We start from the raw sequence: 21,650 nt of genomic DNA, 5'->3' as shown, positions 1-21,650 counted from the left end.
TTTTGTTGAGTAACTAGTTTTTTGGTTTTGTGATCAATTAATTTTTTAACTGAACTGTATTTTTTTATAGGTGCTGTACTCTCGCTGCTAACGCACCCTACAAGTTGATTAGCTGTACATTACTTATTGTTAGAAATTGACTTGAACGGGGAAGAATAGATAAAATTGTCGCTGGGATGTCGTTTTCTAAGGCAAAATTTTATTGTATTTGTTGGGTTTGACTGGCTTTAACTCCATCGACGCAATTTCAGCTTTTTGACGCTCTGTAAAGTATATCAATTTATCGTTATAAACTCCCTGAAAATGGGAAGACTATATAGGTAAATAGGCACGATTAAATCAAACTGTATCAAGTTGAGAAAGGAATCAGGGTATAGGTTTTCATTTTTATCCCTAAGCTTTATTATTCTGAATATAGTTGTGATTTATAGTCATCGATTTACTGAAATGTGTGTATATCCTAAATGCTGATAAATACAATGCAACCCCAACGTACTGCTGTGCTTTTGATTGGTTTTCAAAATGACTACTTTGCTGCTGATGGGATTTTATATAATGTAATTGAGGAATCTTCAAGAGCTACCAAAGTACTAGAAAACACTGTTGAGCTTGTACGATGTTTGCTAGCAACTCCAGTGTTATTGATTGCGACACCAATTTTTTTTACGCCGAACTATCAGGAATTAATTGAACCTGTGGGCATTCTCAAAACTATTAAAGATGTTGGGGCTTTTCAAGTTGGTTCCAAAGGTTCGCAGATGATTGATGAGCTATTACCATTTCGTAGCAACATTCTCGAAGTTCCGGGAAAACGAGGATTTAATGCTTTTATTAATACAAATTTAGAAGAGATTCTTCAAGAAAAAGAGATTACTCATGTAGTTTTGGCTGGTGCGGTGACTTCAATTTGTATCGATTCTACAGGTCGTTCTGCTCATGAAAAAGGCTATCAGGTAATAGTTTTGTCTGATTGCACCTCTGCTCGCACTGTGTTTGAGCAGGAATTTTATCATACTCATGTCTTCCCTTTGTACGCGGATACTATCAACCACACCGAATTACTTCAGCGTTTGACCATAGCATAATGTCAGATTTCAACAATGAATTGCATACACAAATTCAGTACAGTTTGATGGAGAAATTGTCTGAATCGGAACGGCGTTACCGAGAATTGGTGAATAGTCTGCGCGAAATTGTGTTTAAATGCGATCGCTTGGGTAATGTGAAATTCCTCAACCAAGCTTGGACTAAAACCCTTGGCTATCAAGTAGCAGATGTCATTGGTAGCCCTTTAAGCAATTTCATTGACGCAAATGATCGGCACTTATGGCAAGCAACTTTAGAAAAGCTACAAACAGGAGTAGAAGTCTGTCAAGAACTCCGCTTTCACCATCAAACTGGTGTGATTGTGTGGCTAGAACTGTCTATTCAACCTTGTGATGAATCTGAATTCTCAGGTTCACTGATCCATATTAATGATCGTAAGCAAGCAGAAGTATTACTGAAGCAAACGAATGAAGAACTGGAAGCTAGGGTAGAACAACGCAATACCGAGCTAATTCAAGCAAACCATGAATTAAAATTAACTCTAGAGAAACTCAAATATACTCAGGCTCAATTAGTACAAACTGAAAAAATGTCGAGTCTGGGACAATTAGTAGCAGGGATTGCTCACGAAATTAATAATCCAGTTAACTTTATTTATGCCAATCTCTCTTATGCATCAGAGTATACAGAAGCATTATTCCAAATAATAGAACTTTACCAGCAAGCTTATCCAGTTACGCCGCTACATGTTCAAGAAGCAATTAAACATTTTGATTTAGAATTTATTCAACAAGACTTAGCGAAGCTATTGCAATCGATGCAAGCAGGTAGCGATCGCATTCGAGAAGTTGTACTATTGTTACGAAATTTTTCTCGCTTGGATGAAGCAGAAATTAAAAATGTTGATATTCATGTCGGTATCGATCACACAATTACTTTACTGCGTCATCGCCTCACGACCAATTCGGGAATGATGGGAATTCAAATTATCAAGGATTATGGCAGAATTCCCCTGATCAAGTGCTATCCGGCGCAGATGAATCAAGTATTCATGAATATTATCAATAATGCTATTGATGCTTTACTGGAGGCAATTAACCAATCTCAACTGTTAATGCCTACAATTTGGATTAGTACAGAAATCATTGATGAAGTTTGGCTGAATATTCGCATTAAAAACAATGGTTTGCCTATACCTGAATCTGTAATGGCGAAAATCTTCGATCCGTTCTTTACAACCAAAGCTGTGGGTAAGGGAATTGGACTTGGTTTATTTGTTAGCTATCAAATTGTGGTAGAAATGCACCAAGGTAAATTAACCTGCACCTCTTTGCCAAACAAAGAAACAGAATTTTGCATCCAAATTCCCATTGTGTAAAAAGGATGAAGTAAAGCTTAGGGTTTTAACGAAAGATTTGGTAGTGTTCACCCCAATACTACTTGATTAAGCGTTTTGAACTCAAAGTTGGTTTTGGGGAAAAGGTTAAAGGTTAAAGGTCTTTTATTTCCCTTTTCCCATTCCCCTTTTTCCCTTTAACCGACAAGTATTAGTGTTCACCCTATCAATCATGAACCATTACCAATTACCCATTACCCATTAACCAATGACCAATTTGAACTATAAACGGTAGGATAGAGATTCAGCATCCATTTGTGATTGATTAATTTATGTCTGCTACGCCGCTTGTATCTCAGGTTGACTCACCCAACTCAGAAAAGTTAGAAAATATTCCCCCTTTACTAGGTGCGTCTGTTACCGAGTTAACTGCTTGGGTACAACAGCAAGGACAACCCGGCTATCGAGGTAAGCAGTTGCATGATTGGATTTATCACAAAGGCGTGCGATCGCTTGCTGATATCACTGTCTTTTCTAAGCAATGGCGTGCGGATTTAGCAGAAATTCCTATTGGACGTTCTAAAATACATTACCGCTCGGAAGCCAGGGATGGCACAGTTAAGTATCTACTGCAACTCTCCGACGGACAAATTATCGAGACTGTGGGGATTCCCAGTTTTGGGAAAGGGGGAGAAATCTCTAAATCCCGGTTAACAGTCTGCGTTTCTACTCAGGTGGGTTGTCCGATGGCGTGTGATTTCTGCGCTACTGGGAAAGGCGGCTATAAGCGCAACTTAGCACGACATGAAATTGTCGATCAGGTGTTGACTGTACAAGAAGATTTTCAGCAACGGGTAAGTAATGTAGTATTCATGGGATTGGGCGAACCGTTGTTAAATACGGAAAATGTCTTAGCCGCCCTGAAATCCCTCAATCAAGATGTGGGGATTGGACAGCGATCGCTGACTGTTTCTACAGTGGGTATTCGCGATCGCATTCGTCAGTTAGCCCAACACCATCTCCAAATTACTCTCGCGGTGAGTCTCCACGCACCTAACCAAGCACTACGAGAACAACTCATACCCAGCGCCCGCCCTTATCCTTTAGAAGATTTATTAGCAGAATGCCGGGAATATGTGGAAATTACTGGTCGTCGTGTAACTTTTGAATATATCCTGCTAGCTGGTGTCAACGATTTACCAGAACACGCTTTGCAACTAGCAAAATGCTTGCGGGGTTTCCAAAGCCATGTTAATTTAATTCCCTACAATCCCATTCAAGAAGTAGATTATAAACGCCCTAGTAGCGATCGCATTCAAGCCTTCCTCAATGTCCTTCAGCAACAAAATATTGCTGTTAGTGTGCGCTATTCTCGCGGTTTAGACGCTGATGCTGCTTGTGGACAACTGAGAGCCAGTAAATCTTGATGTCCAAGAAAATCCAGAATTAAAAGCTCATAAAAGCTAATTATCAAACATTTATGCAATTGTGGGGCGGTAATTATTTGGAATCACCACCCCACAATTTGTATGGTCTATTTCCGTGTTTGCTTACCCAGGAATCGATACTGTGTCAATCATGCAAACTTAATCAAGTGTATACAGGTGTCAATACTTGTCGGTTAAGGGCAAAAGGGGAAGGGGAAAAGGGGCAAGAAACAACCTTTAACCCTTACCCTTTCACCTTTTCCCCAAACCAAATTCCAAGTTGAAAATCCTTAACCGAGCAGTATTGATACAGGTGCGTATCAACCACTCAATTTAATTACACCTTGACTAACTAAGTATTCCAGCTTGCCATCTTGCAGTATTTGCTCACGCACCAATCTTATCTGCTCGTGGCTGAGAATGTGTAATCCCGGATGAACAACATAATCTTTAAGGATAATTCTTTCCGGCTGCTGACTGTTGGTGCGATTGTAGGTAATGGAAGGCATACTTGCAAAAAGCTTTTCAGCAATAATGGGTAGAAGAGAGTTTGACTCTGCTCCCTCAGCTTTACACAAGTTTTTAACTAGATTGCAGTTAGCAGCGCTAAAGAGTTACAAAAAACAATAATCCTAGTAAAGCACGGCGTAAGCAAGCAAATCTTTCTAAATTAACGAAAGCTTACGCCGCATAACAGATAATTTTACGAATCATTGTGGGATTGCTAGATATCCATCGTTGCTGAGTTCTGTAGAATTGTCAGAGACATTATCTTTTAGCGTGAATACCAGGGGCATAAGCCTCAATCACTTTACCAGTGCGAGTACAACTGATCATTAAATAGTCACAAGTTGGGCATTGTGTGCGAGTTATTTGACTATCAAAAATATAGTGACGTTCAGCCGCGCTGCCACAGTTTGGGCAGCAAATGTTTTGTATAGTCTGCATTTTAAAAACCTTTGATTGTAACTAAATTACCTTAGAAGACACTGTCAGCCTAACCAGTCATGTTTACTGGTTTCACACCACTTAATAAAAAGCCTATATATTTGGCTAATTACTTTAACAAAATTTAATTTGTACAAACAAGCACTATCGTATATCTATTATCTTAGTCTATCTCCTTAGTTATCATCTCACTTTAGATATATAAGTTTATTTTTGGCATACTCACTATTTAGAGATGGAATGATCCCTGCTACTAATACCTTCATATCACGTTATTTACAGTGATCTCCAGAAATAGTAAGTATATTAATAGCAAAAAGTCAAAACTTGGAAAATACTGTATATTTGATTACAAAAAGATTTTTTTTAAGTTTTGCTTAAGATTTATACTGTTGAAATTAAGATTAAATAGTCAGGAAATAATTTAATTAAAACTTCCAATCTATATGGTTCCAAGCCTTGCTGATGTCTGTTAGTCTAGTTGTTGGTAATGGGTAATGGGGAATGGGTAATCGGTATTGGGGTTCTCCCAACTATCAATTACCCATCATTTTCTTGTTTACCTGCTGAAGATTTTTAACAGCATCGATTAAGGAATATTAAAGTTACTTTCGGTCTGCTGAAGCGCTGGGTTGAATGCCATATATAGCAATAGTCTAAAGGAAACGGGGAACAGGAAAGAAGATATCGAGTTATTTCAAAAATTGAAGATGATCACAACGCCTCATACATTGCTATATAAAATGATGCGTCAGGCTGAAGCCGTAACGCACCTTATAAATTGGCTATTTTCTAACTGAGAAGTGCTTATATCTTAGGGATGAAAGTAATCGTAGATTTCTTGGGCTAAACGTGGCCCAATACCTGATACTTCCGCTAGTTGTGCAGGTGTGGCTTGCCGAATATAATCAACAGAACGAAAATGTCCTAATAGCACTTTTTGGCGATGGTGTCCCAAACCGGGAATTTCATCTAGGCGCGATCGCTTTAATTTATCACTACGCTGTTGGCGATGGAAACTCACAGCAAAGCGATGGGCTTCATCCCTTAAGCGCCGCAATAACTGTACTCCTGGTTGTTCTGCATCGGTTTCTAACGGTTGGGATTCTCCGGGGAGAAAAATCTCCTCTTGCCGTTTCGCTAAACTGACAACTCGCAAGTCTTCTAATAAATTCATCTCTTGCAAAATGGCGACAACAGATGATAATTGACCTTTACCGCCATCAATCATCACTAAATCTGGCCAGTCAGGATTACCCGCACGCGTTAATTGTGGATCTTCAATGTACTTGCGAAAGCGACGCTGAATTACTTCTGCAAGACTGGCGAAATCATCTGAATGTCCGGCTGTGACTGTGGGATTTTTAATTTTGTAGTGACGATAGTATTGCTTGGCGGGTAAGCCATCAATAAATACTACCTGGGAAGCAACTGCATTCGACCCTTGAATGTGAGAGATATCATAACCTTCGATGCGGTGGGGTAAATCAGGTAAATCCACAATTGCAGCTAAATCTTGCATTGCTTGCTGATTGCGATCGCCTAATTTTTGCATTCTTTGCAATTCATATTGGGCATTACGCTCGACCATTTCGATTAATTCTGCCTTAGTTTGGCGCTGGGGCGCAAGAATTGTCACTTTTCTACCTTTTTTCCCAGTTAAAACATCCGCCAATATCTCACTATCTGGTAACTCATGCTGAACTAAAATTTCTGCGGGAATTTCCACTGAGTCAGCAGTTTGGTAATGTTCTTCTAACACCCGTTGTAAAATAGCACCAAATTCAGCTTGTGCATTCGCCACAAATCCTAAGCGTCCGACTAATTGCCCAGCACGAATTTGGAATAATTGAATGCAGGCGTGTTGGTCATCAGCTGCCAAGGCGATCGCATCTCGGGAAACTGTATCATCTGGTAAGGAAACTTTTTGATCCGCCGTCAGCGACTTTAACCCAGCTATTTGATCCCGAATCCGCGCTGCTGCTTCAAAGTTCAACGCTTCTGCGGCTTTCTCCATCTGCTGCATCAAGATATCAATCAGTTCTTGAGTTCTTCCCTGAAATACCATTGCTACCTTTTGTACAGTTTTCCGGTATTCTTCTGGGGAAATCAACTGCTGACACACACCAGGACAGCGTCCTAAATCATAATTCAAGCAAGGACGGTCTTTAAATAATGGTTGAGGTCGTTGGCGCAAGGCAAAGATGCGCTTAGAGATGCGTAAGATTTCGCGCAATAAACCTGCATCTGTATATGGCCCGTAAAATTTATCTTTTTCTTTCCCTAGTTGACGCTTACGAGTAATAAAAATCCGGGGATAGTCTTCTGACCAGGTGATGCAAACATAAGGATATTTTTTATCATCCTTGAGCAGCACATTAAAATACGGCTGGTGCTGCTTAATCAAGTTAGCTTCCAGCGCCAAAGCTTCTGCTTCGGTATCGGTGACGATAAATTCAATTTCTGCCACCTGTTTAACCATTGTGGCAATGCGATCGCTTTTATTGTAACCATCGCGGAAATAAGAACGGACACGCGATCGCAATTTCCGCGATTTGCCTATATAGATAATGCGATCGCTTTCGTCCCGCATAAAATAAACACCCGGTTCTGGTGGAATTTCAGCTAGACGATTTTCTAGGCGTTCTGGATCTTTAACCAGTGTGGGAGAAGATTTTGTCACGAAACAGATCTAGGTAATTTCATAAATCCACCTATTTCTATTTTAAAGAATATTAATTTTTTGTGTTGTTTCCCTCACCTGCTATCCCGCCCATATCAACTACACACGCAACTAGCATTTAGCCTGAAGTATTTCTCCCTCAACTTTTAGCTGATGTAGCTTAACAAGCTAGTTTTTCTTGGATTGTCATCATTAAAGCTTTGAGATTGATAGGTTTTACAAAGTAACGCCAAGCTCCTAAATTTATGGCTCGTTGCTGATCGATTTCAAAAGCAAAAGCTGAAACTACAATGATTGGGATTTTAGCAAACTCTGGTTTTTGCTTGATTTGGGCTAACAATGAATAGCCATCAATATCTGGTAATTTTAAATCCAGTAATATTAACTCTGGCTGAAATTTTTCGACAGTGGTAAATAAAGCCGAGCCTAATGAAAGACTTTGGACATCGTAGCCAAAGTGGTTGAGATAGTCACTGAGCAACATTCTATTAACATCATTGTCTTCAATTAATAGAATTCGTCTGATTGCTTGCGACTGTAATCGCTCATTAAAAGATATTAATTGTGCCGTCATTGTTCGCTATAATCTGATATTAATTTCCATCAATTTGGCATGATTAATTGAAATCTGAGAGCCTCTCCTTCAATATTTAAGCACTTTACAGCTAAATCACTAAATAATGAGAACCAGATATTCACGGAATTAGAACTGAAGTTTCTCATGCTCATAATTTTCCGTACCCTATTGTCATTTTTAGCTCTTTTTGAGTTGAAAATGTATTTAGGAAAATTTTTAATTTCCCTATTTTGGAAAATCAAAAATTTCAAATTCGGACATCAATTATTGCACAAGATACGCAACAAGAATCTAGCCAAAGTCTAGGGAAAATGTCAGTCAAATAAGAAATTTGCTGAATGCAAATCAGTGGGAATTTTAATAAATCGAATTTAGTTTTTGTTTATCTATGTTTCATAATATTATCTTAATAGTCTCACTTCCACAAAAAGTTAATATTTTTTTAAACTATTTATAGTTATAATTGTGATATTAAATAATTGGAATCAAATTATCTTCTTTAGTAATGAAGAATGGGCAATTTATCTCTAGATGCGATTGTTGACAAGATAGATTGCATTTTCAAGGCCATAACAAGCACTCAAAGCAGAGCTAATCGGCAAAATTAATTCAAAACAAGACCTGAGCAATTCTATGAAAAATATTAGGGTGCATTACATATATTGAATGCACCCTAATATGCTATAAATATTCGTCAAAGCAGCCAAAGCTCACATCAACCCTACAGAAACTCAGCAATTCTCTCAACAGCAGTTTCCAGCAAAGGTGGCTCATGCACTAAAGCAAAGCGCACATATCCTTCACCAGATTTACCAAAGCCAGTACCGGGAGAAGCTGCTACACCAGTTTTTTCGACTAGTTGAGTACAAAATTCTCGAGAATTTTGGCTCCAAGTAGGAGGTAGTTTTGCCCAAATATACATTGTGGCCTTGGGGGTAGGAACGTGCCAATCAATGCGATGTAAGGCATTAATAAAAGCATCACGACGTTTGCGGAAAGTCTCAACAGCTTTTTCCACTCCCGCTTGCGGCCCAGTCAAAGCGGCGATCGCGCCATTCAAAATCCCGCGATATTGATTAAAATCAACGGCTGCTTTAACTTGGCGTAAAGCGCGAATTAATTCAGCATTACCAATTGCATAGCCAATTCTAAAGCCACCCATATTGTAAGACTTAGATAGGGTGAAAAATTCAATGGAAATGCTTTTATCGGGGTCAGCTTGCAAAATTGAGGGCACTAAAGCCGAATTTTCTCCCAGTCCCCTATCCCCAGTCCCCTCAAACACCAAATCTACATAGGGGAAGTCGTGAACCAGAACAATATTATGTTGCTGACAAAAAGCTACTGCTTCTTTAAAGAAAGATAGAGGCGCGATCGCAGCTGTAGGATTGTGGGGATAACTCAAAACCATCATCCGCGACTGTGCTAAAACAGCAGCCGGAATATCACTCAATACTGGTAAAAAATCGTTTTCTGCCCGTAATGGCATCGGATAGATTTGTCCGCTAGCTAAGTATACACCTCCCGCGTGGGAAGGGTAGCCAGGGTCAAGCAACAAGGCAAAATCGCCAGGATTGAGCAATGCTAGCGGTAAATGGGCTGTACCTTCCTGAGAACCGATTAAAGGTAATACCTCAGTTTCCGGATCGACCTTAATGCCAAATTTTTGCTCGTACCAACTAGCAGCCGCTTGACGAAAGCCTTGAGTAGCGTGAAACAGCAAATAACCATGTGTACTCGGGTCATGAAGCGATCGCGCGATCGCTTCAATCACATGAGCTTCCGTTGGTAAATCCGAAGAACCTAGCGACAGGTCAATAATCTCTCTACCAGCAGCCAAAGCGATCGCCTTGGCTCTATCCATATCTGCAAACACATTAGATTGCAGGGGTTGTAAACGCTTTGCAAATTCAATCATAATCAACCCCTAAGGGTAATTCAAAATTCAAAACGGAGAAAATAAAGGTCAAACAATGGCGGTGTAAAACCAATTCCAAATTCACAATTCAAAATTTAAGAAAGCCAGATTTCTCACGGGTTTCCGAGTTTGAATCTGTTACTGAATTTTGGAGACTTGGTATAGATGAACCCTAATACTTGTCGGTTAAGGGGAAAAAGGGAAGGGGAAAAGGGGCAAGAAAAAACCTTTAACCCTTACCCTTTAACCTTTTCCCAAACCAAATTAAGAGTTTAAAATCCTTAACCGAGCAGTATTGAGATGAGTTCGCTCAATAAAATTGATTGGCTCAAACAAGGATGCTGTTAACTTCCGACTCAATAATTGTTGATAAAAGAGAAAATGACAAGAGGAAAGAGGTAAAGAAAACATCTTTAACTCTTACCCTGTTATCTTTTCTTTAAACCCAATTTCGAGTAGGAAACCTATCCGTTGCCGTCTTACATCAGACTGGCATATACTTTGCACCCAATACCCTTACACCCGCCGTAAAGGGCTTTGTCATTTATTTGGACTTGAGACTTTGGAAAGTAGGAAGGATAAAGGATGAAGGATGAAGAGAGAATTGTTACCAGCCGCCGTAGGCGAAAAAAATGCACTATTGATAAGTAGGGTAATTTTATCCTTCATGCTTCAGCCTTCCCTTCACTAATTACTATTTAAATGTTCATCTAAAAAGCTGAGTAATTTGTCTTTCCCAATGACACCCTCAGAGGATGCCAAAAGTGCGTTGTCTTTAATGAGTCTTAAGGCTGGTACGCCTTCTACCTGATACTGCTTTACAGTAAGTGGGTTGGGGTCAATTTCCATTTTGACAACTTTTAGGCGATCGCTGTATTTAGTAGCAGCTAAGTTAATTAATGGTGACATGAGCCGACAAGGCCCGCACCAAGAAGCCCAAAAGTAAACCAACACTGGCAGATCGGTTGTTAAGACTTCGGTTTCAAACTCAGCATCAGTTACGGTGATTACACCCTTACTCATTGCAGTCTCCATGAGGTGGCATCTATCAAAATGGGCACACAAAATACTCTATCCCAAACTGAGGACATATAGGGAATTGGGCATGGGGCATTGGGCATTGGGCATTGGGCATGGGTAATAATAATTTCCCTTTTTTTCCTTTTCCCTTTTCCCTTTTCCCTTTCCGCCAATTCCCAATCCCTAATCCCCAATCCCCAATCCCCAATCCCCAATCCCCAGTTCCCAATCCCCAATCCCCAGACACAAAATCCCACAACCAAAGGGCGTGGGATGAGCTTTCATCAGTTTGGTGAAGATATTACATCTGATCCAATTGCTTGCGTAAAGACTCCAACTCAGCATCCACAACTTCATTGGATTTCGGCTGTGTGCTTTGTTGTTGGGGTGTTTGAGGTGGTAGTGCGGGTTGATTGGCTGAACTAGCAGGGCCTAAAGTCATTTGGGCTTTTAGGGCTGCTAATTCATCGTCAACATCACTACCAGCTTCCAACTGTGCAAATTGACTTTCTAAATCAGCACCAGCCAATTCTCCTGCTGACTGCGCCCTAGCTTCTTGCATTAAGACTTTTTCTTCCATGCGCTCAAAAGCAGCCATTGCACTGCTGGTATTCATACCCCGCACCATACCTTGCAGTTGTTCTTGGGCTTTGGCGGTGGTAATCCGGGCTTTGAGCATTTCTTTCTTGGTTTTAGCCTCAGAAATTTTGCTTTCTAGCTGGATGAGGTTGCGCTTGAGGGTTTCAACTTGCCCACTTTGTTGATCTAAGCTAGCTTTCAGCGCAGTACCAGTCTCGGTGTAAGTTTTTTTACGTTCTAGGGCTTGCCGTGCTAGATTTTCATCACCTTTTTGCAGGGCTAGTTGGGCATTACGTTGCCACTTATTAATTTCATTTTGGGCATCATTGTACTGTTTTTCAGTGCGTTTTTGTGCCGCGATCGTTTGAGCAACACCCTGACGCAGCTGTACTAAGTCTTCCTGCATTTCCAGGATGGCTTGTTCCAGCATTTTTTCCGGATCTTCTGCTTTATTTACCAGGTCGTTGAGATTGGCACTGACTACTCGCTTAATCCGATCAAATAATCCCATAACTTTGTTTTTTCCTTGTGTTGTTTACGCAATTTGTTGGACAGTTAAGCTTTTTACTGTTTAATAGCTACTTATTCCAATGTAATCTTTCCGGTCTGGAACAGTACCTCCCAACACCCCTTAATTGTTAAGATATACTCCCGCCTCAGTAATTGCCCAACGATCAAGAATCTTGACTTTTGGGTAGCTGTTGTTGTGATGGTGTGTTATTTGCATCATCAAAAACCTGCATTTTCATTGCTGCTAGTTCAGCATCAATGTCATTGCTAGATTCTAATGAAGCAAATTTCTTTTGCAGATCATCGCCACCCAGTTGCGCGATTGCTTCTGATTGGGCTTCTATTTGCAAAACTTTGTCTTCCATACGCTCAAATGCATTGAGACTGCTGGTTGAGGAAACTCCGTTGAGCATTTCTTGCAACTTGGCGGATGCTTCAGCAGAACGGGCGCGGGCAATAAACATATCCTTTTTGGTTTTAGCTTCGGATATTTTCAATTCCAGCGTCCGCATATCCTGTTTGAGTTTATCCACCAAAGTATTTTGCTCTAACCTTTGTTCAGAAAGAGTTTTGGCAGTTTCTTGGTAAACTCGGCGTTTAGTCAGAGCTTCTTTGGCGAGAGGTTCGTTACCTTGTTGTAGAGCCAGTTGCGCGCGACGATACCATTCTTCGGCTGTAGAATCAGCCGCAGCAGCTTGTCGTTCGGTACGTTTTTGGATGGCGATCGCTTGTGCTACTCCTCGCCGTAGTTGCATCAAGTTTTCTTGCATCTCCAAGACGGTTTGTTCCAGAACCTTCTCTGGATCTTCCGTACTGCCGATTAAACTATTAAGGTTAGCGCGAAACACCCGTAGGATACGCTTCATCACTTCCATATCGGCTCTCCATTCATTTTGTGCCAGTCAACCCAACTCCTTTGGCGAATTTATAAAGTCAAAAAACTTTATGCTTAGGCTTTGGGATGATGTTGTCACTGAGTTCCCTGTTTGCTCTCCAGCTTGTTTGCCAGGTAGGGTATGGTATTTTTCTTTCCATCATGCTGTACTGGGCAGAAGCTAAATTAATTGATATTTACTTCATTATCGCCTAGATTTTCGCCACTTATAGCTATTCCACTCTGGCTTGAATTCCGCGTTTTTGTAATAGTTCTAGATGTTTTTGTACTTCTTTTTGAGTTTTAAAAGCACCTAGAAAAATCAGCTTGTTATCCTTTGATAAATAAGCATCAGGAATTACCTGTCTGGCTGCAGCAAAAGACCTTTCATTTTGATTATCGGTGACTACGTGATAAAACCCATCTGCTGAAGGTTTGGTCTGTGGATTTAGCTGGAAGGGGGCGGCGTTTGGTGATGGTGCAGGCGAATTGATGGGAGCCGCAGGTTCTACCGTTTGTACTGGCGCTGCTGCTGTGGGATTTGCTGGTTGTGGTGCAGATAAGCCTGCGGGGGGTTGTATTGGCTGTGCTGGGATCTGGTTAGGTAAAGGTGCGGGATTTGCTTTACCTTTGGGTGTTAAGCCGACAATATCATTAGGATCTTTAACTTCCGGAAACTCTTTGGCTGCTAGATTAGGATACTTGGGTATAGGTGTGAGTAATGTTTCCGGCGGTGCTTGGATATTAGTTTCTACGTTGGCTGTATTTTCCGCAGGTGCTGAAGATTTACCATTAAAAACGTTACTTAGCTTTAACTGTGTCAAGCTTTTGGGATTAAATACCACATAGCCTAAAGTCAAACTTGCTACTAATAACAGCAGCATTGAACCTATACCTAAAGGTGAAAGTATACCGTCATTGGCTGTACTTGGGCGTTTCGCTGGTGATTCTTCGTCGGTGACACTACGTAACAGCGCTTCACTAGATTCTAAATAGTTATCAGGCTCGCTTGGTGGATCATCTGACTGTAGAACAGTATCATCCTCATCAAGTTGTTCTGTACGTACTATGCTGCTGGCTGGAATTGGCGGAACTGGTGGCGGTGGTGGAGTGAGCGTTGTCGCCTCCTCTGGGGTTGAGGATAACTGGAGATGATCTAGTTCCTCAAACTTGACTGTATCCGTAACTGCTTCTAACACAGGATCTGGAGTTACAGGTGCAGGTGGTGTGGGTGATTTAATATCTGCTGACTGAGATTGTTCGAGAATTGCTTGTGCGATCGCTTGGGGTGAACTGCCAATATAACTAACTACACGAGGATTGGCTAATCTCGAGGTATCACGTGTGCGTCTATACCGGGCTAATTCTTGATCTAACTGGACTTCTAAACTTGCTAATGCCGAAGCTAGTGGCGGCTTCAGCCCAGGTGGTTTAGATGATTGAGTACGGGAATCTATTGGTAAATTTTGACTCATGGCCTGCTCCATAAATTTTGATAATTGAATTGCCGTTTTGCCATCACGGTCAATTGATCAATCATAATTAGGACAACTGTAAACACGTTGTGACAGTGGTACACTAGCCGTCACAACACAGGGAAGTCTTGCAATGGACTGGCTCATTTTTTCAGCATCCTGAATGAATTGTTCTAGTATAGACTCGAGAAACAAACTCAATCATGGCTTATGTAACTGACCTAGATCTGTTTGCTATGGGGGACAACAGCCAATACTTGTTGGTTAAGAAGAAAAAGGAGAATGGTAAAAGGGAAATAAAAAACCTTTAACCTTTTAACTTGAATGGTAATGAGCTTATCTAAAAAAGACGTGATCGCTACACTTAACGTCTTCTCTACCACAAAGCCTTAATTCGCCAGGTGCCATAACCATCCTAAGAGTGAAATCAAATAACAACTTTAGGCGGTAACTAAAAAAATTATTAATAGATAACATAGTTTAACTATCGTCTGAACAAATAATTACGAATTACAAATAATTTTGAAATTATCTGTTACCCAGCATTGCTAACAGATTGTCATCGCTCAAACAGCAGTAGTAACTAGCGGAGGATCATGATGAAAGCAGAAGAACTTCTTTCTAACTATGCCGCAGGCGCAAGAGATTTTACTGCTGTCAACCTCAGCGAAGCCAATTTGAGAGAAGCCAATCTCAGTGGAGCAATTTTAGATAGAGCAATTTTAGATGGTGCGAATCTCAGCCATGCAAATTTAAGTCAAACTAGCCTGATTGAGGCAGATCTCAACGGTGCAAATTTGAGTGATGCTGACCTGACTGGGAGTAATCTCACTGGTGCTATTTTAGATGGTGCTATTTTAGATGGGGCTGTTTTAGATGGTGCTAATTTGACTCAGGCTGATTTAACTGTTGCCAAGCTAATTGAAGCTAACCTGAGTGAGGCGGAGTTACACGAAGCAACGTTGGTAGCTGCAAATCTAGATAAAGCCGATTTAAGTGGCGCAGATTTAACCGTAGCCGACCTCACCCAGGCGAATCTTGCCCAAGCAGACTTAAACCAAGCCAACTTAAACGGTGCAAATTTAGAGCAAGCTAATTTAGAAGGGACAATTTTGGATGGGAATGGTTGAATTTGTCATTTGGTAATTGGTAATTGGTAATTGGTAAAAGGGAACAAGGAAAAATTTTGAATTGTTTATTTTCCTCATCTTTCTTATCTCCAATCCCCACAACAAAGACAATTCAGGGAGACAAGGGAGGTTCTGCCATAATTCTCCCTTGTCTTCCTTATTCACCGCTGTTGTGACAAACAGATTTTAATTAAAAATCAAAAATTAATTTTTGATTTATCTGCCCATATAACGACTAGCCATTTGGATAGCGTCAGAAATATCGACATCGCCATCATTATCGGAATCTAAGAAGCTGCTAAGTACTGAATTTCCCCCAGCTTGGGAACCTTGAGTATTTGCTCCAGATTGCAAGAAGTTCAGCACCACAGGCACAATTTGGGGTAGCAATTGTTGAATCATCCCAGCATCCAAGCCCGTGCGTTGAGCCGCAAATTCCGCCACTTGTTGCTGTAACGCAGGAGAAAATATGGAATTAACTGCTGCGGAATTAGGCGAAGTCCCTGCAAATTCATTGACTACAGATTGTACAGCTTCATTACCTTCTGTAGCTTGCTTTTCTTGTAAAGCCGATCGCACTTGACCACCTACAACCGACAACAGCGATTGAATTGTAGAAGCATCTGCACCAGTGCTATTACTCAATTGATCTACAGTGCTAATAATACTTCCCAATTGTCCCAAACTGCCTTGCTGATTAGGATTGGCAACAGCACCAAGAATTTGATCAAAAAGTCCCATAAGTTTTTTCTCCTTATGTTTAGTCTCAAAATCAGTGGTTGATGGCACATCTTTTATAGATGCATCATCCCTACAAGCATCTTAGAAGAAAACAGCAGAGACATCAGATGCTAGTTCCCAAGTGTGGGCTGCAACTGCTACCCCATAGCGGTAGTCAAAATAAATACAATAGTGTTTGTGTAAGTGGCTAATACTGTATCTTTTTAAAGAAAGTTTACCTATTAGGTAACAAGGGTAAACGACGAATACGAATGCGATTGGGTTCAACTGTAATAGCTGAACCCTGTTCTAAATCTTCTTGACACTCAGCGATGACTGTTAGCAGCAAATCTTTTAAAGCATGAGCACGTAACTTTTCAATCCTAATGCGAATAACTGAGGGAGAAGTTGCTTCATCAATTACCAATAATGTATGAAAATCTGCATCGACTGTAACTACAACACGTCCTTCTTCTCTAGCTTTTTGAAGGATTTCTGTATCTTCAGCTACGGACATATCAATTTCACCTACATGAATGGTATCGATACCTGCTTCACGTAACAAAGCTGCTGTAGAGTATGGCAATCCCTGATCAAGCAACAGTTTCATAGTTGATGGGTAGATCAATGATGCGATCATCCAAATAGGAAGATGTAAAAATTAAGGCTTGTTGAATATCTTCATCTTCCAGTTCTGGAAACTCTTGGCGTAATTCTTGCCGATCAGGGTAAATTGCTAGTAGTTCAATTACTCGACGAACTGTGAGACGAAGATTACGAATGCATGGCTGTCCATTCATGCGATTGGGATTACTGGTAATGCGGTCTAATTTCATAAAAGTATTTCTGATTTCTCAGAACGTTCATTTACTCAACTGTATTTATCATAAGTGGGCTACGTGACAGGTTTGTTGAGATAGCGATCGCACTTTGCTATTATCGGTGTTTTCCGTAGGGATTTGGGCACTATATGGCCAGCCTTTGTTGCAATATGATGCCAGACTCTTGCTCAAATCATGTCCTTGAATTCTGCCAACAAGCACCTTCCCAAATCAAATAACCGGATACAACTCAACTTGATTCTCATTGTGCCCTTTGTACTGCAAATTTTTGCGGCTGTGGGATTAGTTGGGTATCTCTCATTTAAAAATAGTCAAAAAGCTGTGAACAATCTGGCTGAACAGTTGATTGATAAAGCTGGACAGCAGGTTGATGATCGCCTAGATATGTATTTGGCATTACCAATTCAATTAACCCAAATAAATGTAGATGCGATCGCTAACCGCGAATTAAATCTCAACGATCCCATAGCTAGCGGACATTATTTTTGGAGACAAGCCAAAGCTTTTCCTCATCTCAGCTATGTTGGCTATAGTTTAATCGATAAAAGAGAGGCTGGTGCAGGACGTTGGATTAAAGGAGTTGACTTAGTACTCTATGAAAACTTGAGCAGCGGTAAAGCTTCCGACTATGTTGCTGACGCTCAAGGTAGGCGCGCTAAACTTTTACAAAGCTATGATTTTAATCCGTTAACTGAGCCTTGGTATCAAGATACCGTCACCGCAGGCAAGTTGACCTGGAGTAAGATTAAAGCGGCGGAAATTCGTAATTCCCAATTTACTGAGGCAGGAAAAGCACTGCAAAAGCAGGATAATTCTTTAGATAATGGGCTGGACTATTACATTGCAGTTTCGGCTGCGGCTCCATTCTATGACAACAACCGCAAGTTACTGGGCGTTACAAGTATCGATTTGGCATTAACTAGTATTAGTGATTTTCTGCGCCACCTCAAAGTTAGCCCAGAAGGCCAGGTGTTTATTATTGAGCGTAATGGTAAGTTGGTTGGGAGTTCTGGTAATTTTCCCATTTTGTACAAGGTGAATAACCAGGTAGAAAGATACAGCGTTTTTGACATTCCCGATCGCCTGATTCGTAAAGTAGCACAAGGCTTGCAAAAGCGGTTTCATACTCTGCAAGCAATCCAGAATCAGCAAGAGTTTAATATTGTTTTCAATGGAGAAAAACAGTTTCTTCAAATCAAGCCGTGGCGAGACAAATACGGTTTGGACTGGCTAGTGGTTGTGGCTGTACCCGAATCGGATTTTATGGCACAAATTCATGCCCACAATCGTACAACTATGCTGTTGTGTTTGGGGGCTTTGGTAATTGCCACAATTATTGCAATTTCTACTTCTAGGCGGATTGCTCAACCAATTTTACGACTAAGTCAAGCAGCGGAGGCGATCGCCAATGGCAAATTGGAGCAAAATGTTGCATCCTCAAATGTCCGCGAATTAGATATTCTGGCTCGTGCTTTCAACTACATGGCGCAGCAATTGCAAGAATCATTTCAGGCTTTAGCACAAACCAATGAACAATTAGAACATCGCGTAGAGGAACGGACTGCGGATTTAACAAATACTCTCCAAGAACTGCAACAAACCCAAGCACGAATGATTCAATCCGAAAAAATGTCCAGCTTAGGACAAATGGTTGCAGGAGTTGCCCATGAAATCAATAATCCGGTTAATTTTATTCATGGTAACGTCGATTTTGTCCATGATTATACGGAGAGTTTACTAGAGTTAGTGCAACTATACCAAAGTGAATATCCCAACCCTACATCAGCGATCGCAGAAAAAATTGCCGATATAGATTTAGAATTTGTCAGCGAAGATTTGCTGAAGTTACTCACCTCCATGAAATTGGGAACTGAACGCATCCGCGAAATTGTCAAATCTCTGCGAAACTTCTCCCGCTTAGACGAAGCGGAAATCAAAGAGGTTGATATCCATGAAGGTATTGAAAGCACATTGCTAATTTTGCATCATCGGTTACAACCTGAACCTGGTACTGTGGCGATCGCAGTCACGCGCGATTATGCTATCTTACCGCTAGTCGAGTGTTATCCTGGGCAACTCAATCAAGTATTGATGAATATTCTGGCAAACGCCATCGATGCAATAGAAGAAGCCAACATTCACCGCACATCCCAGGAAATTCCAGCAAATCCTAGCCAAATTACCATCTCCACCGCAGTCATCAATGCTGATTGGATAAAAATTGCGATCGCTGACAATGGCTTAGGGATGACAGAAGCCATCATTCAGCATATTTTTGACCCTTTCTTCACTACAAAACCTGTCGGTAAGGGCACAGGTATGGGAATGTCAATCAGCTATCAAATAATTACAGAAAAACATGGCGGTAAATTAGAGTGTTTTTCCACTCCTGGTAAAGGAACAGAAATTTTGGTTCAAATTCCTATCCGCCAGCTAAATGAAGTAAACAGGTAGGAGCGCACATCTTTGCCCCGAAAATATTCTATAACTTACTCCAATCTGCGATAGGACTCATATTTGATTTTTGAAATTCACGTAGGATGCGTTACGCTATCGCTAACGCATCCGTAAAGCATCAATGCGATCGCTAATATCATTGATCGCCACTGATAATTTTCCAGCGTTCACGACTGAGAAAGAAACCATTACCGCTAGCATTAGTACAAGTCAGCCCAGTTCGCTGCGATAAACAATTGAAACCTGCTTGTTTCCAACTACTACCGTAAGATAATTTGTAATTAGCCTCAAAGGTATCACTGATACAGAGAATTTCAGGTTTACCAGACTCAGATAGTAAAAACCCTCCTCCCCAATCATATTCACAATAATGAGGATAAGGTTGAGGCGGTATAGGCTTGAGTCCACTGTTAATTTCGCAGCGTAGGGCATCTTTGTTTTCACCTACTACTATGCACCGGATATTACCGCTAGGAGTCACAAAGCTTTCGGGAACTGTTTGAGCATAACTTGCAGAGGTAATTCCCATCATGACAAAAACCGACGATACCAAAATTTTCTGTGACCGTAAAATTTTTAACCACATAAAAACAATTATTTTATTGACTGAAGATTACTAATTTATACAGAAAAGTTGAGGAACTTATGAGCTTGATTCCTTCCCATGAATAGCAAACTGCAACTATCAAGCAACTATTCTCAAATAAAATCCCCCAGTGGAGTGCTGAGGGATTTACTCTGGAACGCGATTTGAGAACAATATACAATACAATTGTACTATATACGCACTAAAAAATTATTAAGAAAATTTTATTGTGGTGTCATAAATCTCACAAAGACTCATAGCCTGCCTTGAGAGCGGCATTGTAGATATCAGCGATCGCGTTATAATCTGCTAGCTCCACTGCCGCAAAGTGCTTGACTCCTACTCGTTGCATTGCTATTTGTAGTTCAGCATCCGGCTCAAGCAAAGCTAACTGTATCTCCTGAATTAGAGATTTCCCCAAATGCTGGGCTGCAACTAAAGGCGGCATGGGACAGGGGCCGAGTGCCTCGACTACGCGCAAGTATTGATATAACTCGGGAAAATCCTGTAATTCTTGTTCTAAGACTACACTATCAATAGCCGCACAATCTACCTTTCCTAGTGCTACCCAGCGAATAGAATTTTGGTGAGAACCTGATTGTATAGCTTTGCTAAAAAATGGTTGGGGATATCTTCCCTGTAACAAGCGATGACGCAGCAGATTATAGCCGCTGTTAGAACCTGGATCGTTGTAGCACACCGTTTTACCAGCTAAATCATCAAACTTGATGACATCGCTATCAGCATTGACTATGACATCTGAAAAGTAAATCGGACGGTTGCGATAACGCGCTGCTTGCATCACTGGTGCAACTACAGGCTGCAACTGATCTAACACTATCTGAGAGTAACGAATCAGGGGTAATCCACAAATAAAAGCTAAGTCTAGTTGGTCTTTTAAAATTAGAGGATCTAATAAAGGGTCGCATTCACCCTGCTTTAATTGCGTTTCTGCTCCCAAAACCCGATCTAAATAAGCCAACACTGCTTCGTAGAAACCAAACCAATTGGGAGCTAAATAGGAAATAGCTTGTAATTTTTTCAACTTATTTACTAGTAGATTCTACTGTTTCTTGAGCAATGTTGAAACCTGAAAGTAACTTGCGGGAATACCAATGAAAACCCAAGAAAATCATACTCACCAAGGTCAGCAGCATCACGCTAAAAATCGTTCCGTATGCTTTACTATGCCACCAGAATTTTTGTACTGCTGCACCAGCTATTCTTACAAGACTCCACAAGCTACCTTGATTGATATGCTGGGAAGCGTGAATTATGATTTCCTCGGACTTTGCTGTGTTTTGCTGTTCTAAGATGCTCAAGGGCTTATTACTCAACATTGCCATTTTTATAACTCCTCTAAACACTAAAATTAATCATCTATCTAAAAACTACGGTAAATCGATAGGAATAAAGAACTTTATAAAAATATGCCATAGCTTGGTTGAAGAAGCAAGCTAGGCGTTAGCCATTGATGTTTGTAGTTGCAGAGGAAATGAGGCAGGGGGCAGAGAGCAGGGA

The 21,650-nt window shown here is 40.7% G+C and carries 20 protein-coding genes; 5 read left to right on the top strand and 15 right to left on the bottom strand.

What is annotated here, in order from left to right; translation table 11 throughout:
* The first annotated feature begins 479 nt into the window (after positions 1-479).
* From AACU25_RS13450 to rlmN, 3 genes are all read left to right on the top strand, one after another.
* Entirely contained in the window at positions 480-1,085 is a 606-nt protein-coding gene (locus AACU25_RS13450; protein ID WP_096576395.1) for an isochorismatase family protein, read from the top strand.
* Positions 1,085-2,425, top strand: coding sequence for a PAS domain-containing sensor histidine kinase (locus tag AACU25_RS13445; RefSeq protein ID WP_199347419.1), 1,341 nt, complete (start codon positions 1,085-1,087; stop codon positions 2,423-2,425). Before AACU25_RS13450 ends, AACU25_RS13445 begins: the two co-directional genes overlap by 1 nt.
* A 290-nt stretch (positions 2,426-2,715) precedes the next feature.
* Positions 2,716-3,810, top strand: coding sequence for a dual-specificity RNA methyltransferase RlmN (gene rlmN / locus AACU25_RS13440; protein WP_096576391.1), 1,095 nt, complete (start codon positions 2,716-2,718; stop codon positions 3,808-3,810).
* Positions 3,811-4,130: 320 nt separating this feature from the next.
* On the opposite strand, the gene AACU25_RS13435 is transcribed toward rlmN, so the two are convergent.
* The 9 genes from AACU25_RS13435 to AACU25_RS13395 form a co-directional block, all read right to left on the bottom strand.
* Entirely contained in the window at positions 4,131-4,319 is a 189-nt protein-coding gene (locus tag AACU25_RS13435) for a hypothetical protein (protein WP_096576389.1), read from the bottom strand.
* Positions 4,320-4,578: 259 nt separating this feature from the next.
* Positions 4,579-4,758 carry a replication restart DNA helicase PriA gene (locus AACU25_RS13430; protein WP_096576387.1) on the bottom strand — a complete coding sequence of 60 codons (180 nt, stop codon included), beginning with the start codon at positions 4,756-4,758 and terminating at the stop codon, positions 4,579-4,581.
* Positions 4,759-5,572: 814 nt separating this feature from the next.
* Positions 5,573-7,441 carry an excinuclease ABC subunit UvrC gene (gene uvrC, locus AACU25_RS13425; RefSeq protein ID WP_096576385.1) on the bottom strand — a complete coding sequence of 623 codons (1,869 nt, stop codon included), beginning with the start codon at positions 7,439-7,441 and terminating at the stop codon, positions 5,573-5,575.
* 160 nt (positions 7,442-7,601) lie between these two features.
* Positions 7,602-8,015, bottom strand: coding sequence for a response regulator (locus AACU25_RS13420; protein ID WP_096576383.1), 414 nt, complete (start codon positions 8,013-8,015; stop codon positions 7,602-7,604).
* A 724-nt stretch (positions 8,016-8,739) separates the two neighbouring features.
* Positions 8,740-9,933 carry an LL-diaminopimelate aminotransferase gene (locus tag AACU25_RS13415; protein WP_096583726.1) on the bottom strand — a complete coding sequence of 398 codons (1,194 nt, stop codon included), beginning with the start codon at positions 9,931-9,933 and terminating at the stop codon, positions 8,740-8,742.
* 690 nt (positions 9,934-10,623) lie between these two features.
* Positions 10,624-10,959, bottom strand: coding sequence for a thioredoxin family protein (locus AACU25_RS13410; RefSeq protein ID WP_045874617.1), 336 nt, complete (start codon positions 10,957-10,959; stop codon positions 10,624-10,626).
* Between the two features lie 298 nt (positions 10,960-11,257).
* A complete protein-coding gene (locus AACU25_RS13405; protein WP_096576379.1) occupies positions 11,258-12,046 on the bottom strand; it encodes a PspA/IM30 family protein in 789 nt (262 codons plus the stop codon).
* 163 nt (positions 12,047-12,209) lie between these two features.
* On the bottom strand, positions 12,210-12,920 hold the full coding sequence (locus AACU25_RS13400) for a PspA/IM30 family protein (RefSeq protein WP_096576377.1): 711 nt from the start codon (positions 12,918-12,920) through the stop codon (positions 12,210-12,212).
* A 232-nt stretch (positions 12,921-13,152) separates the two neighbouring features.
* The gene (locus AACU25_RS13395) at positions 13,153-14,394 is read right to left on the bottom strand and encodes a hypothetical protein (RefSeq protein ID WP_096583724.1); all 1,242 of its coding nucleotides are present in this window, start codon (positions 14,392-14,394) and stop codon (positions 13,153-13,155) included.
* A gap of 599 nt (positions 14,395-14,993) precedes the next feature.
* On the opposite strand from AACU25_RS13395, the gene AACU25_RS13390 reads away from it, so the two are divergent.
* A complete protein-coding gene (locus AACU25_RS13390) occupies positions 14,994-15,524 on the top strand; it encodes a pentapeptide repeat-containing protein (protein ID WP_096576375.1) in 531 nt (176 codons plus the stop codon).
* Positions 15,525-15,740: 216 nt separating this feature from the next.
* Here AACU25_RS13390 and AACU25_RS13385 read toward each other — a convergent pair whose 3' ends face one another.
* The 3 genes from AACU25_RS13385 to AACU25_RS13375 all read right to left on the bottom strand — a co-directional run bounded on the left by AACU25_RS13385 (position 15,741) and on the right by AACU25_RS13375 (position 17,080).
* Positions 15,741-16,265, bottom strand: coding sequence for a DUF937 domain-containing protein (locus tag AACU25_RS13385; protein WP_199347417.1), 525 nt, complete (start codon positions 16,263-16,265; stop codon positions 15,741-15,743).
* 214 nt (positions 16,266-16,479) lie between these two features.
* Positions 16,480-16,854 carry a DUF5615 family PIN-like protein gene (locus AACU25_RS13380; RefSeq protein WP_096576371.1) on the bottom strand — a complete coding sequence of 125 codons (375 nt, stop codon included), beginning with the start codon at positions 16,852-16,854 and terminating at the stop codon, positions 16,480-16,482.
* Positions 16,838-17,080: a DUF433 domain-containing protein gene (locus tag AACU25_RS13375; protein WP_096576369.1), complete on the bottom strand. Its 243-nt coding sequence runs from the start codon at positions 17,078-17,080 to the stop codon at positions 16,838-16,840. Before AACU25_RS13375 ends, AACU25_RS13380 begins: the two co-directional genes overlap by 17 nt.
* Before the next feature lie 180 nt (positions 17,081-17,260).
* Here AACU25_RS13375 and AACU25_RS13370 point away from each other — a divergent pair, with 180 nt between their 5' ends.
* On the top strand, positions 17,261-19,540 hold the full coding sequence (locus tag AACU25_RS13370) for an ATP-binding protein (protein WP_096576367.1): 2,280 nt from the start codon (positions 17,261-17,263) through the stop codon (positions 19,538-19,540).
* A gap of 139 nt (positions 19,541-19,679) precedes the next feature.
* Here the strand turns inward: AACU25_RS13370 and AACU25_RS13365 are convergent, their stop codons facing one another.
* The 3 genes from AACU25_RS13365 to AACU25_RS13355 form a co-directional block, all read right to left on the bottom strand.
* Positions 19,680-20,129, bottom strand: coding sequence for a DUF6636 domain-containing protein (locus AACU25_RS13365; protein WP_096576365.1), 450 nt, complete (start codon positions 20,127-20,129; stop codon positions 19,680-19,682).
* 244 nt (positions 20,130-20,373) lie between these two features.
* Positions 20,374-21,174, bottom strand: coding sequence for a PhnD/SsuA/transferrin family substrate-binding protein (locus AACU25_RS13360; RefSeq protein ID WP_096576363.1), 801 nt, complete (start codon positions 21,172-21,174; stop codon positions 20,374-20,376).
* Between the two features lies 1 nt (position 21,175).
* Entirely contained in the window at positions 21,176-21,475 is a 300-nt protein-coding gene (locus tag AACU25_RS13355) for a hypothetical protein (protein ID WP_096576361.1), read from the bottom strand.
* Between the last annotated feature and the right edge of the window lie 175 nt (positions 21,476-21,650).

Origin of the sequence: Tolypothrix tenuis PCC 7101, from assembly GCF_963874875.1 — a bacterium.
GTDB lineage: Bacteria > Cyanobacteriota > Cyanobacteriia > Cyanobacteriales > Nostocaceae > Aulosira > Aulosira tenue.
This window is presented reverse-complemented; position numbering and strand designations above follow the sequence as displayed.

What these genes read in the sequence shown, in the direction of transcription:
- AACU25_RS13420 (WP_096576383.1), bottom strand. Translation starts at nt 8,015, where the DNA reads ATGACGGCACAATTAATATCTTTTAATGAGCGATTACAGTCGCAAGCA.
- AACU25_RS13395 (WP_096583724.1), bottom strand. Translation starts at nt 14,394, where the DNA reads ATGAGTCAAAATTTACCAATAGATTCCCGTACTCAATCATCTAAACCA.
- AACU25_RS13355 (WP_096576361.1), bottom strand. Translation starts at nt 21,475, where the DNA reads ATGGCAATGTTGAGTAATAAGCCCTTGAGCATCTTAGAACAGCAAAAC.
- AACU25_RS13435 (WP_096576389.1), bottom strand. Translation starts at nt 4,319, where the DNA reads ATGCCTTCCATTACCTACAATCGCACCAACAGTCAGCAGCCGGAAAGA.
- AACU25_RS13430 (WP_096576387.1), bottom strand. Translation starts at nt 4,758, where the DNA reads ATGCAGACTATACAAAACATTTGCTGCCCAAACTGTGGCAGCGCGGCT.
- AACU25_RS13380 (WP_096576371.1), bottom strand. Translation starts at nt 16,854, where the DNA reads ATGAAACTGTTGCTTGATCAGGGATTGCCATACTCTACAGCAGCTTTG.
- AACU25_RS13385 (WP_199347417.1), bottom strand. Translation starts at nt 16,265, where the DNA reads ATGGGACTTTTTGATCAAATTCTTGGTGCTGTTGCCAATCCTAATCAG.
- AACU25_RS13400 (WP_096576377.1), bottom strand. Translation starts at nt 12,920, where the DNA reads ATGGAAGTGATGAAGCGTATCCTACGGGTGTTTCGCGCTAACCTTAAT.
- AACU25_RS13410 (WP_045874617.1), bottom strand. Translation starts at nt 10,959, where the DNA reads ATGAGTAAGGGTGTAATCACCGTAACTGATGCTGAGTTTGAAACCGAA.
- AACU25_RS13405 (WP_096576379.1), bottom strand. Translation starts at nt 12,046, where the DNA reads ATGGGATTATTTGATCGGATTAAGCGAGTAGTCAGTGCCAATCTCAAC.
- AACU25_RS13370 (WP_096576367.1), top strand. Translation starts at nt 17,261, where the DNA reads ATGTCCTTGAATTCTGCCAACAAGCACCTTCCCAAATCAAATAACCGG.
- rlmN (WP_096576391.1), top strand. Translation starts at nt 2,716, where the DNA reads ATGTCTGCTACGCCGCTTGTATCTCAGGTTGACTCACCCAACTCAGAA.
- AACU25_RS13390 (WP_096576375.1), top strand. Translation starts at nt 14,994, where the DNA reads ATGAAAGCAGAAGAACTTCTTTCTAACTATGCCGCAGGCGCAAGAGAT.
- AACU25_RS13375 (WP_096576369.1), bottom strand. Translation starts at nt 17,080, where the DNA reads ATGAAATTAGACCGCATTACCAGTAATCCCAATCGCATGAATGGACAG.
- AACU25_RS13445 (WP_199347419.1), top strand. Translation starts at nt 1,085, where the DNA reads ATGTCAGATTTCAACAATGAATTGCATACACAAATTCAGTACAGTTTG.
- AACU25_RS13365 (WP_096576365.1), bottom strand. Translation starts at nt 20,129, where the DNA reads ATGTGGTTAAAAATTTTACGGTCACAGAAAATTTTGGTATCGTCGGTT.
- AACU25_RS13450 (WP_096576395.1), top strand. Translation starts at nt 480, where the DNA reads ATGCAACCCCAACGTACTGCTGTGCTTTTGATTGGTTTTCAAAATGAC.